The sequence below is a fragment of the uncultured Streptococcus sp. genome, from assembly GCF_938036805.1.
Lineage (GTDB): Bacteria > Bacillota > Bacilli > Lactobacillales > Streptococcaceae > Streptococcus.
In genome coordinates this window covers 12,271-27,504 of record NZ_CALHWC010000116.1, presented here as the reverse complement: position 1 = coordinate 27,504, position 15,234 = coordinate 12,271, and the positions used below count along the sequence as shown (strand labels likewise).

Sequence of the window (15,234 nt, the reverse complement as noted above, 5' to 3'; positions counted from 1 at the left end):
TTGCGCTCACTGACGCAGATGTGCTCGCACTTACTGAGACAGATTGGCTTGCGCTAACCGAGCCAGAAACACTATTGCTCGCTGAAACCGAGCGGCTGGCGCTCATCGATGCCGATTGGCTATTGCGCAAGGAAGTAGACAAGCTCTGGCTAGCAGAAACTGAACGACTGGCGCTCGTTGAAGCCGACGCACTCGCTGATGTACTAGCACTTACTGAGGCACTGGTTGAGGCAGACGCACTTGCTGACATTCTTGCAGAAACGGATGCTCTCGTTGAGGCAGATGCGCTCGCTGAAGTGCTGGCGCTTACCGATGCACTCGCTGAGGCACTGGTTGAGGCAGACGCACTTGCTGACATTCTTGCAGAAACGGATGCTCTCGTTGAGGCAGATGCGCTCGCTGAAGTGCTGGCGCTTACCGATGCACTCGCTGAGGCACTGGTTGACTGTCTTTGACTTAGACTAGTTGAAGCACTGCTACTCTTATACTCACTATCAGAAAGTTTTACAGTGAACGTATCCGTAGTCTTATCTTTATAGATAATGGTAACTGTTCCATTGTTACTAATAGTAAAGGAATCAATACGTTTTTCCTGCTTATTATTTAATTTTTCAACGGCTGCTAATATACGTGTTTTTTCTTGAGGTTTTAATTGAGAAACATTCTCTACCTGGAAGGTTTCAGTCGGTGCTACCCCTTCCATAATATCCGTCAGTCTACCTTGCACAATACGGACATTACCTGGCGAATCATTTCCTGCACTATTACTATTACCAGCCTTATCCGTTGCTACTGCATTGCGTTGCCAACTATTTCTACCATTTTTATCATACTCTAGATTATCATTCAAATGAGCTCTTACAGTAATACGGGCTGGACTAGCAGTAGTCGCTGTGATATTCCCCGTTAAATGCTCTACAGTCCCCGTCCCATATTTATTATCTTCAAAGAAATTATTTTTAATTGGCGAACCATTTGCATCTGCATTTGAAACGATCTTAAATTCTGACAATTGCCCACTATTATCTGTAGCAGTGAAATTAATTTGAATATCATCTCCTGCGTACACAATATAGTTGCCATTTACAGGGGTCAGGGCTTGACCATTACGAGTCACTGTCGCACTTGGAACTGGAACAGCATCCACATTAGCTGGGATAACATCTGTAGTATTATCACGGTAGGTAATGGTAATATTCCCATTTTCAGCTACCGAAATCGTTCCAGTTACGCCATCTTTCGTAAAATCACTACCAGATAAAAGCGACTGGTTTTTTTCTTTAAATTTTTCAAGTACTTGATCGCGTTCACTTACAGTCAAAGAAGATGGATTCTTAACAATAACGGTATCTCCACTAACTGGGTTGTTTCGTTCATTAAATCCCTTAATATGGAAATTCGTACGTGCTGTAGCAGTCTGACCATGAATATCTGTTACTGTATATTCCAGAACATAGGTACCAGGCTTATAGGGTTTCCAAGTTCTGTTTTCACGACCCACTGTCCCTATTATGTCAATGGTGTATGACCTTTGGGCACCTATTTGTCTCCCCGATTGATCATAGATATATAGATCTCCAAATACCCCTTTCTTGTTAGTTGGATAGTTCGGTGCATTTAAACCTGTAATAATAGCATTGGATGGGGAGCCCGTGATTTTAGCCATCCCTTGATCATCATTCAGCCTTATCTGAAAATTATTGACTGCTTCATCATTATAAATTGTGATAGTAGATGGCATAGAAATCGTAGGTGGTTTAGAGGCTGCACGTGAGTGTGCCCCTCTAGCAATTTCTGCCCCATTTCGTGCATCACGCACACCAGAATTAGCCGCCAACACAGCATTGACAATCGAATTACGCGCTGAAGTAGCTTTTTGCACTACTGTTGTTAAATCACTAGTTGGATCAGCGAGGGCTTTTTCAATTTCTGTTACTGCAGCATTGGCCTTAGCAAGAGCTGAATCCGTATTTGGTAAATCAACCGCTTTTGCTAGATAGTCACCTATTTCAGCTGAAAGATTGGTCAACTTCCTACGGTTTTCTTCTTGTTGTTTAGCAGTGACTTCTGAAGAAGCTATTGCAACCGCAGCAGCTTCAATTAAGCTAGTTGTGACAGAAGTTGATTGAACTCCACTAACACTATTCTTACCAGTAATTTCAGTTATTTTTAATTCAGCAGAAGCACTGACAGACTCTTTTGGTGAAGTGGTCACGATCTTATCTACCGTTTGACTCTTCTCAGCTTGTTTGAGCGCATCCTTGCCTTGGGCTTGATTCTTATCAGCGATCACACCAGCGGCCAAGTTGTTGCTGGTCGCTAGGGCTTGGCTATTGCTCAAAGTAGCACTAGCTAAACTTTGTCCTGCACCAGATGAAATAAAGCTGTCGGCAACATTGACCTTGATATCCAGCGATGCAGAAGTAGAAGCTGAGGCAGAGGTATCAGCTGATGCACTGGCTAAGGCTTTGTCCTGCTCTAAAGAAGCTGCGTTGTTAGCACTTTCTAGCTTAGCAGGTGCTTTGCTCTCGGATACCTTTGTAGCAGACTCAGCACTCACTGACTTGCTAGTCAAGCTTGAATTGCTAGTCAAGACTGAACTACTAGCAGATACAGACTGGCTGACAGAAGCTGAGCTACTAGCTGAAACTGATTGGCTGATTGATTGACTGACAGACTGGCTAATCGAGAGGCTAAGAGATACTGACTCACTTGCAGAGATAGAAGTGCTGACTGATTGTTTAACCGAAATAGAAGCTGATTCAGAGGCTTGTTCTGCTTTTGCTTTTTGCATTTCTGCTTGCGCCTGAGCAATGATCGAATTGGTACTTGCTTCTGTTGCTTCTTCATTGTCCTTGACTTCAGCTGAAATGACAGCTTTATCTGTGTATTCAGATGTTTCATCCGCATAGACAGACTGCTCCTGAGTCACCATCAAGCCTGCCGCTCCAGCAGCTAATATTCCCCCTAAACCTGCAAGAGTGTTGAGGCTCAGATGATCGTGATCAAGCTCTTCTGTATCTGACAAGCTGTTTGAGACAACTTCTCCCATTCCACCAATACGAAAGAGATCGAGTTGAGAATTTGAAGCTTTTACCCAATTTTTCCCAGACTTATAGAGCTTGTACCGCTTCTTTTCGTCAATAATCTCGAAATCCTTGTTATATTTCTTACTTCGAAACATCGTTTTCCTTTCCTTTTTCAACATGCCAGCCTTTGTTAATCTCATGACCATTAGCAAAGAAACCGACTTATTGCGTGCTATAGTTTATAAGCAAAAATACACACTTTTAACATTTTTATGCTAGGTGTCCTAATGCTCCAGATAGTATTTTAACAAAAATAAGACAAGAATTCAATCTATTGGAATCTTTATTTATTGACAATAAGCTTGATAACTCAAGCTATCTTGAGTTATCTATATTAACCTAGAGATTTAAACTATAGATTATTATAAGAAATAACAATACGTAACTATTTATACAAAAAAAGTTAGACAGCCTGTCCGAGATACATGACCTCAGACCCGTCTAACTTTTTTATTATATGTTGTTATGAATTAGCCAGAAAGATGCTTAGTAATCCAAATCATCCGCATAACCAGCTCCATTTCCTACAAAGTAGCCTGTCTTACAGTTCATACTAAATAGATAAGTGCCGTCTGGCTTAAAGAGATTGTAGTAGCCATTTCCATTGATAATATTAACTTTTTCAAGGATAAACTGGTCTCCTGTGATATAACCACGCTCGCGAGACACCTTGAGGATTGTTTCCAAGACATCTGGATTGAAGGTCCAAGCAGGATTGTTCACATCATCAATCGCAGCTTGATTGTAAGGCACACGGCTAAGGTGGCGCTGGAGGTTAACTCCTGCACTTGGCAGTCCGATACCAGTTTCTGCATTTCTAATACCACTAGGGTCACTAGGCGCAGGATTAACAGCTGGCGGCGTTGATGGTGCGGCTGGTGCTGTTGGCACTGTTGATGGCGCTGACGGTTCCACTGTTGGACTAGGCGCCGGTGCTGGTAACTGTTGACTGCGTCCTTGAGCGATAGCCGCTTTCAAGACTTCATCTAACTTGTTATTACCTGTCGATACATCTGGAAGATTGGCATTTTCTTTCACTTGGGCATCCGTCTTCAGTAGACCATCAACGATAGCACCTGTGTTGAATTGTGAATTGACACTTTGGATCGCTGAAATTTGCTTAACAAGATCATCATATTTCTTCTTAGCAGCTGTATATTCTGAGCTACCAGTCAAGATATCCAACTTAGCCTTCAACTTGTCCAAATCACCAAATTTATCATTTTTGATAGCTGTCTGACTACTATCAGTAAAGAAGCTAGCATAAAGGTCTTCAAATTCTTTAGCAGCCTCTTTCTTAGCTTCACTAGGGCTTGTAGATTTCTTTTTGCTAGAAGAAACTGTCGAACTGGAACCAGTTGTCGACTTGTGACTCCCCCACCCCTGATGAAAATACCAAGTCGTTCCAGCGGCAAGCGCTACAAGACCTAAGGCTGAGTATAGGAAGGCTTTCTTCTTGTAGAAAGGCTTTGTCTCAGTATCGTCCTCATCTTCAAATACTGTCGGAACTGGCTTTGATACCGGCTTTGTTGCCGGGATGGTTGGTGCTTCAGCTGCAACTGTTAGCGCTGGTTGTGCAGCCTTTGTAGTCTCTACATTTGCCGAGTTTGCAGTTTCTGCTTTCACTGGCTGCACCGAAGGTAATGGCACATTGGCAGTATTTTCCTTCGCCTGAGACTGACTCTTAAGCTGTTTGATGGTCTCTTGTATCAAAGCTTCTTTTTGTTGTGCCAGCTCTTCCATGATTCTCAGCTTTTGGGTTTCAAATTTCCCTGCTTCGATTTCATCTCGGTGTTGCTTGATGTATTTATCAAGGATGTTGTCTCCTTCGGTCACACCAGCTTCGACTTCCTCGTTTTTCCGAGCAGCCTGACCGACCGTCATTTCTTTCGCATCTTCTAAGTCAAGAACGGTTTCTTTTGATTCTTGCTCTGTTGCCATCTTTTCTTCTTTGCTCACAGCATTTCCTTTCTAATCTAGTTGTCTTTTGACCCTTTGGCCAAAGTATTGATATAAATCAACTTTTAAAGTACCATTGTAAAGTTTTCGCTTTTTATCCGCCTGACTGCCATATTTGGCTTCAAAGGCCTCATCACTGGTCAAGATAAATTTACTCCAGGTCTTCAAAGGAGCAAAGGTTTGTCCCATTTCTTGATAGAGCTTGGTCACCGCATCATCGTCCAACAAACGCTCGCCATAAGGCGGATTGGAGATAATCACGCCATTGATTTTGTCCGTATGAAGATCTTGCAGCCGCATTTGCTTAAAGTGAATCTGGTCAGCCACGCCGGCTTCTTCCGCATTTTTCTTGGCAATCTCTACCAGACGAGCATCCAAGTCCGAACCTGAAATATCCAGTTGGATGTCTTGGTCAATCTGAGCTAGAGCTTCTGCCCGAAGTCGACGTACCAAGTCCTTGTCTACCCAATTCCAGTCTTCAAAAGCAAAGGAACGGTGCAAACCTGGAGCCATCTTCATCCCAATCATGGCCGCTTCGATACAGAAGGTTCCTGATCCGCAGGTCGGATCAATCAAGGGTTTGTCTGGATACCAGTTTGACAAAAGTAAAATCGCAGCTGCCATATTTTCCTTAATTGGCGCTCCGCCTTTTTCTGTCCGATAGCCACGTTTGAACAAGCTAGAACCACTGGTATCAATCATGACCGTTACTAAATCTTTCAAAATAGAAACTTCAATCTTAAACTCTGCTCCATTTTCCTGCAAGGGGACACCTTCTGGACGAGCATAATACTTTTGCAGTTTTTTTACAACTGCTTTTTTTGAAATGGCTTGAACGCTGGGCTCATTATGCAATTTTGACTTGACACATTTGGCTTTAGAAATGGGAAATCTGGCGCCTAAAGGTAGATAATTTTCCCAGTCCAAAGCAAAGACGCCTTGAAAAAGTTCTTCAAATGTTTTGGCTGGAAATGTACCCACAACAATCTTGATCCGATCTGCCGAGCGTAGCCAGAGATTGGTTTGAATAATGGTTTTGACATCGCCACTAAAGCGGACACGACCATTTTCAACCTGACAATCTATACCCAAATCCCGAACTTCACGGCCAACCACAGCTTCTAGACCTGCTGCTGCAGTAGCAATTAAATTAAATTTTTCTTTCATTCTTTCTTACTCTATCACTATCCGCTGAGCCACGCCGTTAAAAACTGGCCTCAGCTAGAAAGCAGAATGTTCTTGCTCGGCTCCTCTTTTTGAGAAAAACCTTACTTTCCTATTTTGTCCCTTGCATCAATCTTCTGTCTAAGGGGCTCTATATCTTAATCAAAAAGCTAGCATACGCTAGCTAACCTATGTGCAATTTTCTATAAGCCATGTTTTGTTCCAGAAATGACTAGGTACCATCTCCTTCGATAATCATCTGTCTACTGTTTCCAGTCAGAATGCTATGTTCGTTTCCACGCATTCCGTGCCCCGACCAAAGTTTGGGTTGCTAGCTTGAGGGGTTTACCGCGTTCCACTTCTTCTGTTTCCAGAAGAACTACGTCACTGTGGCACTTTCAGACCTATTCAGACCTATCTAAAGACTTAGCCCTTTCAGTCGCCGTAACGGATTGCTCCGTCCCTAGGCTTATTGTTTCGCCTAGCACAAACACTACCAGCATCACAGCCGGTGCTAGCATGGACTTTCCTCATGAAAATATCAAATCTTCACGCGATTATCCAAAAATTGCACTCTGCAACATTATTGCTCTTCGTTATCCAGAATTTGCTTGCCAAAAACTTCCTTTTCCAAACGGCTTAAGCGTTTCAAAATATCGAAGTTAGTCGCTGTTCCCATCTGTGGCATCTCAATCGTTGGTTGAGCTGGCTGACTAGGAACCGAAGGAGTATCAGTCGCTTGATTAGATACTTGTTCTTTGAGAATATTAATCTCCTCACGCAACTCCTTTACCAAAGCTGCATAAGTTTCATAATCCTTAATCACATCATCTAAAAATTCATCCACTTCAGCCTTACTATATCCTCGTACTTCACGCTTAAAGTCTTGATCAAAAATATCTTTTGCTGTATAAATAATACTCGCCATGCTCTCACTCCAATCTAGTTTATCATATCCAATTATATACGAAATCACCTATAAAAAGCAAGATTTATACCCTACTTTTCCGAAAAAATTTCTGCAACCTCATTCAGATCATCAAATGTTAATTTTTTGATAAAATACTGTTCTTGATTCTTCATCTCCCTGTAAAGATACTTAAGATTGGTCTCGTTTTCTTCATCGTAAAACAGGTAAGCACCGTCCGTATTTTGAAGTAGAAATTGGTTGTACTCACGAAACTGACTCGGATTTTGATAGCTAGGATAGGCATATTTGACAAAATCTACTTGTTTAAAATCTGCTAGTTTAGCCTGATTTCCTTCGTTCCAATTTTTTCCCTGATCCTCGAAAAGAAAAATCGTCGCAATCTTGAAATTATAATCTTCTCTCAATTCCCGAGCGACTTCCAAAACCCAAGTTTCAAAACCTAGATTTCCCGTGAAGATAAGCCACTCCAATCCTTCATCCAGCAGGCGCTGTAAATCCCGTCTGACCGCCTCTTTGATGATCTTGATGCGCATGTCTTTCTCATTCATAATGCCAAGTTCAAAAGCCTTATACCCTACAATTAATAGACCTGTCATTTATTCTCCCTCAAAAAATATTTTTATGATATAATAGAGTGATGTTATTGTACCAATAAGGAGTTTTATGGTCAACTACCCTCACAAGCTAAAGATAAAAAGTAAACTAGCCCATCCAGGTTCAAAGACGGCTGTTAACTTTGCCAATCGCGGGATGTCTTTTGAAAAGATGATCAACGAATCCAACAACTACTATTTGAGTAGGGGGCTCGCTGTCATTCATAAGAAGCCGACACCCATTCAGATTGTCAAAGTGGACTATCCTCAACGCAGTCGTGCAAAGATTGTGGAGGCCTATTTCCGACAGGCATCCACGACCGATTATTCTGGTGTCTTTAAGGGACATTATATTGATTTTGAAGCCAAGGAAACACGGCAAAAAACAGCCATGCCTCTGAAGAATTTCCATCTACACCAGATTGAACATATGGAGGCAGTCCTTCAGCAAAATGGAATTTGCTTTGTCTTACTGCACTTCTCTAGCTTGCGGGAGACCTATCTACTTCCGGCATCTTATTTGATTACATTTTATAAGATGGATAAAGGCGGAAAATCCCTCCCTTTATCTTACATTCAAGAACATGGATTTTTAATCGAAACAAAGCAATTTCCAAGCATCCCTTACCTTGAAATTATCGAACAAAAACTACTAGGTGGTATCACAAATGAATAAACAAACCCTTTTGCAGGCCTTAAAATATCTTGCAAGTGTCCTCTTATCTCTCTTTATCATTGGAGTTGTGGCTGGCGTTCTTGTCTTCACATACTATGCCTCCAAGTCTCCTACCCTCTCTGAGAAGGACCTTGTCGCAACAACTTCAAGTAAGATTTACGATAGCGATAACAATCTGATTGCGGACCTCGGTTCTGAAAAGCGTGTCAATGCGTCAACAGACCAGATCCCTACACAGCTAGTAGATGCTATCGTTGCGATTGAGGACCACCGCTTCTTTAATCACCGTGGGGTTGATTTCATTCGGATAGGAGGAGCCTTCCTAAGCAATCTGAAAGGAGGCGGACGTCAAGGGGGATCTACCTTAACCCAGCAGTTGATCAAGTTGACTTATTTCTCCACTTCCTCAGCGGATGCTACCCTTTCTCGGAAAATCCAAGAAGCATGGCTGGCAACTCAACTCGAACGCAAGGCTACCAAGCAAGAAATCCTGACCTACTATGTCAATAAAGTCTATATGTCCAATGGAAATTACGGGATGCAAACAGCTTCCCAAAGTTACTATGGCAAAGATTTGAAAGATTTGACTCTTCCTCAGATCGCCCTGCTTGCAGGAATGCCTCAAGCTCCTAACCAATATGACCCTTATACAAATCCAGAAGCTGCCACTCAGCGTCGGAATCTCGTATTATCTGAAATGTATGAACTCAAGTACATCTCACCAGAACAATACGAACAAGCTATCAATACACCAGTGACCGACGGCTTACAGAGCTTGAAAAATTCAGCTAGCTATCCTGCCTATATGGATAACTACTTAAAAGAAGTTATTGAGCAAGTCGAAGAAGAAACTGGCTACAATGTCCTTACGACTGGTATGGAAGTTTATACCAACGTTAATACCGAAGCCCAGAAAAAATTGTGGGATATTTACAACACGGAAGAATATGTTGCTTATCCAGATGATGAACTGCAAGTGGCATCAACCGTTATGGATGTTACCAACGGGAAAGTCATTGCCCAACTGGGTGCTCGCCATCAGTCTTCCAACGTTTCTTTTGGTACCAACCAAGCAGTCGAAACAAATCGCGACTGGGGTTCTACCATGAAACCAATCACTGATTATGCCCCAGCCTTGGAATACAACGTTTTCACTTCCACCGCTGCCTCAATCCAAGATGCTCCTTACTATTTCCCTGGAACCTCTACTCCTTTCTATAACTGGGATAAACGCTATTATGGCTGGATTACTATCCAATACGCTATCCAAGAATCCCGTAACGTACCAGCCGTCAAATCGCTGGAAGCAGTCGGATTAGATAATTCATTGAAGTTCCTCAATGGCCTTGGTATCAATTATCCTGAAATGCATTATTCTAATGCGATTTCAAGTAATACGAGCGAATCTGGCAACCAATACGGAGCAAGTAGCGAAAAAATGGCTGCTGCCTACGCTGCCTTTGCTAATGGCGGTACATATTACAAACCGCAATACGTCAACCGAGTTGTCTTTAGCGACGGTACAGAAAAAGTCTTTTCAAATGGCGGATCAAAAGCCATGAAAGAGACGACAGCCTACATGATGACAGACATGATGAAGACCGTTCTTCAGTCTGGAACTGGTACCAATGCTGCAATTCCAGGGGTCTATCAAGCAGGTAAAACTGGTACTTCCAACTATGCAGATGACGAGCTAGAGAAGTTGACAAAACCTTATTATAGTTCTAGCATTGTCACACCAGACGAGCTGTTTGTTGGCTACACTCCACAGTACTCTATGGCTGTTTGGACTGGTTACTCAAACCGCCTCACTCCTGTTTTAGACGATGGAGTTAAGGTAGCAACCGATGTCTACCGCTCTATGATGCTCTATCTGACAGGCTATAGCAATGAAGACTGGACACCACCAAGCGGACTTTTCCGTAGCGGATCCTATCTCTATCTCAATGGTACTTCTACTTACAGCCGCGCTTATACCCAATCATCTTCAAGCTCTACTTCTGAGTCAAGCTCAGAATCTTCAAGTCAAAGTACGAGTGAATCTAGCGAAGAACATAGTAGTACCAACTCTAGTTCCCAAACAAGTTCAACAAGTTCTGGAACAACCAGCAGCTCAACTAGTTCTAACCAAGGAGCTGAACATCGATAAACCAAAAAAGATTGGATTTTAAAATCCAATCTTTTTTATGTTTAAATAAATCAATAGCTTTCTGCAATTGCTTATCCTATCAAATCATTTCGCCACTAGCAAGAGCTCCCATTGGATCCCACGGTGCTAGGACAATTGGATCAACATTGTAGGCTGCCAACTCTTCTGGAGTCAAGAATTCTTTTCTGACTACAATTTGGTAAGTATACTCATCCATCCAAGCGTCGCTAGCGACAAAGTATCCCTTATCTCCAACCTTTTCTCCCCAAGAATTTTCTACCTTCCATTTTTTAGCTTGACCCTTTTCATCCAAGTCTACTCCAGCCAGTACCATGGCATGAGTCATGAGGCTTTCGCTATAATCGAGACGACCTGCCTTATCTTGGGTCAACTGAATATCCATACTAGAGGTTAAATCATGCATACCTGCTTCCATGATACCAGCCTTGCGATTGCTGGACTGACCCACATCAGAGCCAAACCAAACAGTCTCACCAGCCTGCATCTGAGCGATAGCTAATTCCTTGAGACGTTTCATTTCTACATTCAAATAGCGAACAGGTTTACCGCCGACTACATTGCCCAACATCTCGACTGTGTAAGACTTGCCATAAGGTTTATCCGCTGTTGGCGCATTGATAATTGACACATAGTCATCCAGCTTGAGGTCTACATATTTTTGGTAAAAGGCCTGCGGAGTCAAATCAGCTTCCCTATGGTAATTACCATCCTTATCTCTATATGCAAAGTCAAATTTCCGAGGAGGTAAGCCCAACGACATCGCTAAGAAGTTGAAAATTTCCTGTAGCAAAGCTTCTTTCTTAGCTTGTAGATTAGCTTCATCCGCACCATTCAGGGCCAGCTCACGCAAGATTTGCGCATCCTGACGCAAGAGTTTATTGAGCAACTGATTGAGCTCACGGCTATTGCTGGAAGAAATTGACTCTGGATAGACTGACTTAGGCACGACGCCGTATTTCTCAAAAAGCGCCACGACCATATCCCACTGACCGCCATCCTGCTGAGGCGTATCTAGGAGAAACTTGACCTTGCGACTAGTCAATTCTTGGTCAGCCGTTGCCAAAACCTGCTCCAAGAACCAGTTGGATTTTTCATACTTATCCCAAAAGAAGGTATGAGCTTGAGACAGTTCAAAGTCCTCCAACTGAAAGCCCGCAATCATCTTGTGGCGGAAGGTATTGAGGGCTGCAAACATCCAGCAACGACCAGAAGCTTTTTGGTCACTGACCTTATCTTTAGTGAGATCTAGTGAGAACACAGGTGCATTTTCTACAGCAGCAGTCCGTTTTTCCAAAGAAGTCAAGAGCCCATTATGACTAATAGCATTTTCCATCGCTGCATACTTGGGATTGGCCTCATAAGCAGCATACAACTTATCTGTAAAATCTTGTTTTAATGAATTCATAGAAACCTCCTTGTCATTATACATCTATTATAGAACTTTAAAAAAAGAGCGCAAGTAAAAAAGTTAGGCAAGCCTAACTTTTTCTTTTTAAATCTGATTTTAGGATTCCATAGACAGAAAAATCTTTGACTTCTCCTTTATGAAATGCAGCCTGACGGAAAGTACCTTCGTAGCTCATGCCAGCTTTGGCCATGACACACCCAGAAGCTGGATTGGCTGTTACAAATCTTGCTGTGACACGATTGAATCCTGCATCTTGCAAGAGATAGTTTAGAACAGCTTTCAAAGCTTCTGTCATCAGCCCTTGCCCCCAATAGTCTTTACTTAAAATATAGCCGACATCGCAAGCATTGACTGCTTCATCTCTATCTACCACACTAATATCACCAATCACTTGTTCAGGTTTTTCCTTCAGGCAGATGGCCCACTTGTAAAAATCCATTTTTTGATAATTCTCAGCCCAACGAGCAATGGATTGTTTGGTGACTTCAGGACTCTCGTGAGCATCCCAGGTCACATGCAGCAAATTATCCGGACGAGAAGCCCAGTTGTCATACATAGCTTGTGCATCCGATTCCAGAAAAGGTCTTAGTAAAAGACGTTTAGTTTCAATGGACTGTGTACCTATCTTTTTCATAGCTTCCTCGTTTCTTAGCTCAGGCTAAAAAGTTTCGATCGAGATTTTCACTTCCAAAATTCATCAAAAATAGTAATCGGCAAATGCCGTTTGTGCTGGCCCTTATGCCACCAAGACTCGATCGTCTCTTGGGCTTGAGCCGAAACGGACTTGCCTTCGAGATAGTCGTCAATTTCATTATAGGTCACACCCAGAGCAACTTCATCAGCAATTCCAGGTTTTTCTTCTTCCAAGTCAGCCGTAGGAACCTTCTCATAGAGAGCCGGATCCGCTCCTAAAGCGGCCAAAAGCTGCTTACCTTGGCGTTTATTGAGACGATAAAGGGGCACAATATCTGCTCCACCATCCCCAAACTTGGTGAAAAAGGCCGTAACATTTTCTGCTGCGTGGTCGGTCCCAATGACAGCTCCGCTATATGAACCAGCCAAAGCATACTGGGCAATCATACGGCTACGCGCTTTGATATTGCCCTTGTTAAAGTCAGAGACTTTAGCACCTGTCGCCTCTACTGCAGCTGTCATGGCGTCAGCGGATTCCTTGATATTGACTGTCAGACTGACATCAGGCTGGATGAAAGTCAGGGCCTTTTGGGCATCGTCTTCATCCGCTTGAACGCCGTAAGGCAGGCGGACAGCGATAAAGCGATAGCTCCCATCTCCTGTCTCAGCCCTCATTTCTTCTATGGCTAGCTGGGCCAAGCGACCAGCCAAGGTTGAGTCTTGACCACCAGAAATGCCCAGAACATAGCTTTTCAAAAAAGGATGTTTTCTCAGATAGGCCTTGAGAAAGTCCACCGTCTTGCGGATTTCTTCCTCTGGATCAATGACTGGTTTGACGCCTAGTTGGCGGATGATTTCTTCTTGTAGGCTCATTTTTCTGCTCCTGTCTGGTAGGCTTTCTTGCGCATCTGGTCAATCAAGTCCATCTTATCCTGCCAAATATCACGCGCCAAATCGACCGGATAATCTTGGGGATTGAGAACCCGTTTGTATTCGTCCCAGAGTTTGTCAAATTCTCGGCGGGCATAATCCTGAATCTCAGACAGACTCGGCAACTCGTAAACGAGCTGGCCTTCTTTATAAATATCTACTAAGAGCGGCACCGCATCAAAGTTCTTAACTGTTTTGTTAATATAAGTATAAGTCGGATGGAACATCTCCAGCTCTGCCAGATGGGTGACGTCAACTCCATCATAAGTGATGTAGTCACCCTCAGACTTGCCTTTTTCACGACTGGTAATCCGCCAAACCTGCTTCTTGCCCGGAGTCGAAACCTTTTCAGCATTATTGGAGAGCTTAATGGTATTGCGCAAGTGCCCATTCTCATCTTCAATCGCGACAATCTTGTAAACAGCACCCAGAGCTGGCTGGTCATAGGCTGTAATGAGCTTGGTTCCCACACCCCAGACATCAATCTTAGCCTTTTGCATTTTTAAGTTGAGGATGGTATTTTCATCCAAATCATTGGAAGCGTAAATTTTAGCATTTGGGAAGCCCGCTTCATCTAACTGCTGACGAACTTTTTTAGAAATATAGGCCAAGTCTCCAGAATCGATCCGCACGCCCAAGAAATTGATTTTATCCCCAAATTCACGCGCTACACGGATGGCCGTAGGAACCCCAATCCGAAGGGTATCATAGGTGTCTACCAAGAACACACAATCCCGATGAGTGCTTGCATAAGCCTTGAAAGCCTCGTAATCATTGCCATAAACCTGCACAAGTGCATGGGCATGCGTCCCTAGAACGGGAATATCAAAGAGCTTACCTGCCCGAACATTGCTGGTGCCATTGGCTCCACCGATAACGGCCGCCCGCGTACCCCAAATCGCCGCATCCATTTCCTGAGCACGACGGGTACCAAACTCCATCAACGGCTCATCTTCGATCACAGAGCGGATGCGAGCTGCCTTAGTGGCAATCAAGGTTTGGAAATTCACGATATTTAAAATCGCTGTTTCTACCAACTGACATTGAGCCAGCGGCCCTTCGACCTGAACAATCGGTTCATTGGCAAAAACCAAATCTCCTTCTTTAGCAGAACGCACGGTCAGCTGCATCTTGAAATCGCGTAAATACTCTAAGAAAGCTCCGTTATAGCCCAAGGACGCTAAATAGTCCAAATCCGTCTGACTGAATGTCAAATCATTCAGATAAGCCACAATCCTCTCTAAGCCCGCAAAAACGGCATAGCCATTATTAAAAGGATTCTTGCGAAAATAGACTTCAAAAACAGCACGCTTATTATGGATACCTTCGTTGAAATAAACCTGCATCATATTGATTTGATATAAGTCTGTATGTAAAGTCAAACTGTCATCTGGAAACATAATTGAGCTCCTTTTATCATAGTTATTATATATTATAACATAAATTGTAAAAAAGCCTTGATTCAATAGCAAAATACCTCCAGAATTTCTTCCGGAGGTATCTTCTTTTATCTTTCACTTGGAATATTAGATTCCATAAGTCTTGTTCACGCGGCGCATCTGTTTAAATTCTTTTTTATAGGTTACTTTAACTGCTACTTTCATTTTTGCCACCTCGTTTCTTTTGATGCTTTTATTATAGGCCTTAAAGCTTAAGGAAGGCTTAGAATTTTCTTGCAGAA

Annotated in this window: 11 protein-coding genes and 1 other RNA gene; 2 read left to right on the top strand and 10 right to left on the bottom strand. The window is 42.9% G+C overall.

The genetic code is table 11. The features are described 5' to 3' along the window. From Q0191_RS04760 to Q0191_RS04735, 6 genes are all read right to left on the bottom strand, one after another. On the bottom strand, positions 1 to 3,184 hold a 3,184-nt coding region (locus Q0191_RS04760; protein WP_297664293.1), incomplete at its 3' end, for a KxYKxGKxW signal peptide domain-containing protein. Positions 3,185 to 3,575: 391 nt separating this feature from the next. Beyond that, positions 3,576 to 5,048 carry a cell division site-positioning protein MapZ family protein gene (locus Q0191_RS04755; protein ID WP_297664291.1) on the bottom strand — a complete coding sequence of 491 codons (1,473 nt, stop codon included), beginning with the start codon at positions 5,046 to 5,048 and terminating at the stop codon, positions 3,576 to 3,578. 12 nt (positions 5,049 to 5,060) lie between these two features. Further along, a complete protein-coding gene (locus Q0191_RS04750; protein WP_297664289.1) occupies positions 5,061 to 6,215 on the bottom strand; it encodes a class I SAM-dependent RNA methyltransferase in 1,155 nt (384 codons plus the stop codon). Positions 6,216 to 6,413: 198 nt separating this feature from the next. Beyond that, an RNA gene (gene rnpB, locus Q0191_RS04745) (RNase P RNA component class B) lies at positions 6,414 to 6,781 on the bottom strand. A 14-nt stretch (positions 6,782 to 6,795) separates the two neighbouring features. Further along, the gene (gene gpsB / locus Q0191_RS04740; RefSeq protein ID WP_297664287.1) at positions 6,796 to 7,140 is read right to left on the bottom strand and encodes a cell division regulator GpsB; all 345 of its coding nucleotides are present in this window, start codon (positions 7,138 to 7,140) and stop codon (positions 6,796 to 6,798) included. 71 nt (positions 7,141 to 7,211) lie between these two features. Then, positions 7,212 to 7,739 (bottom strand): DUF1273 domain-containing protein, encoded by a 528-nt coding sequence (locus Q0191_RS04735; protein WP_297664285.1) that lies wholly within the window; start codon positions 7,737 to 7,739, stop codon positions 7,212 to 7,214. Positions 7,740 to 7,806: 67 nt separating this feature from the next. On the opposite strand from Q0191_RS04735, the gene recU reads away from it, so the two are divergent. Together recU and pbp1a are read left to right on the top strand one after the other, a co-directional pair. After that, a complete protein-coding gene (gene recU / locus Q0191_RS04730; protein ID WP_297664283.1) occupies positions 7,807 to 8,412 on the top strand; it encodes a Holliday junction resolvase RecU in 606 nt (201 codons plus the stop codon). Continuing rightward, the gene (gene pbp1a, locus Q0191_RS04725; protein ID WP_297664281.1) at positions 8,405 to 10,561 is read left to right on the top strand and encodes a penicillin-binding protein PBP1A; all 2,157 of its coding nucleotides are present in this window, start codon (positions 8,405 to 8,407) and stop codon (positions 10,559 to 10,561) included. Before recU ends, pbp1a begins: the two co-directional genes overlap by 8 nt. Before the next feature lie 79 nt (positions 10,562 to 10,640). Here the strand turns inward: pbp1a and pepC are convergent, their stop codons facing one another. From pepC to Q0191_RS04705, 4 genes are all read right to left on the bottom strand, one after another. Continuing rightward, positions 10,641 to 11,987, bottom strand: a complete 1,347-nt coding sequence (gene pepC, locus Q0191_RS04720; RefSeq protein ID WP_297664279.1) for an aminopeptidase C — start codon at positions 11,985 to 11,987, stop codon at positions 10,641 to 10,643. Between the two features lie 73 nt (positions 11,988 to 12,060). Then, complete coding sequence (locus Q0191_RS04715) at positions 12,061 to 12,624, bottom strand: GNAT family N-acetyltransferase (protein WP_297664277.1); 564 nt, start codon at positions 12,622 to 12,624, stop codon at positions 12,061 to 12,063. A 47-nt stretch (positions 12,625 to 12,671) separates the two neighbouring features. Then, positions 12,672 to 13,496, bottom strand: a complete 825-nt coding sequence (gene nadE, locus Q0191_RS04710; protein ID WP_297664275.1) for an ammonia-dependent NAD(+) synthetase — start codon at positions 13,494 to 13,496, stop codon at positions 12,672 to 12,674. After that, the gene (locus Q0191_RS04705) at positions 13,493 to 14,953 is read right to left on the bottom strand and encodes a nicotinate phosphoribosyltransferase (protein WP_297664273.1); all 1,461 of its coding nucleotides are present in this window, start codon (positions 14,951 to 14,953) and stop codon (positions 13,493 to 13,495) included. The genes nadE and Q0191_RS04705 overlap by 4 nt, the downstream gene beginning before the upstream one ends. Positions 14,954 to 15,234: the final 281 nt, after the last annotated feature.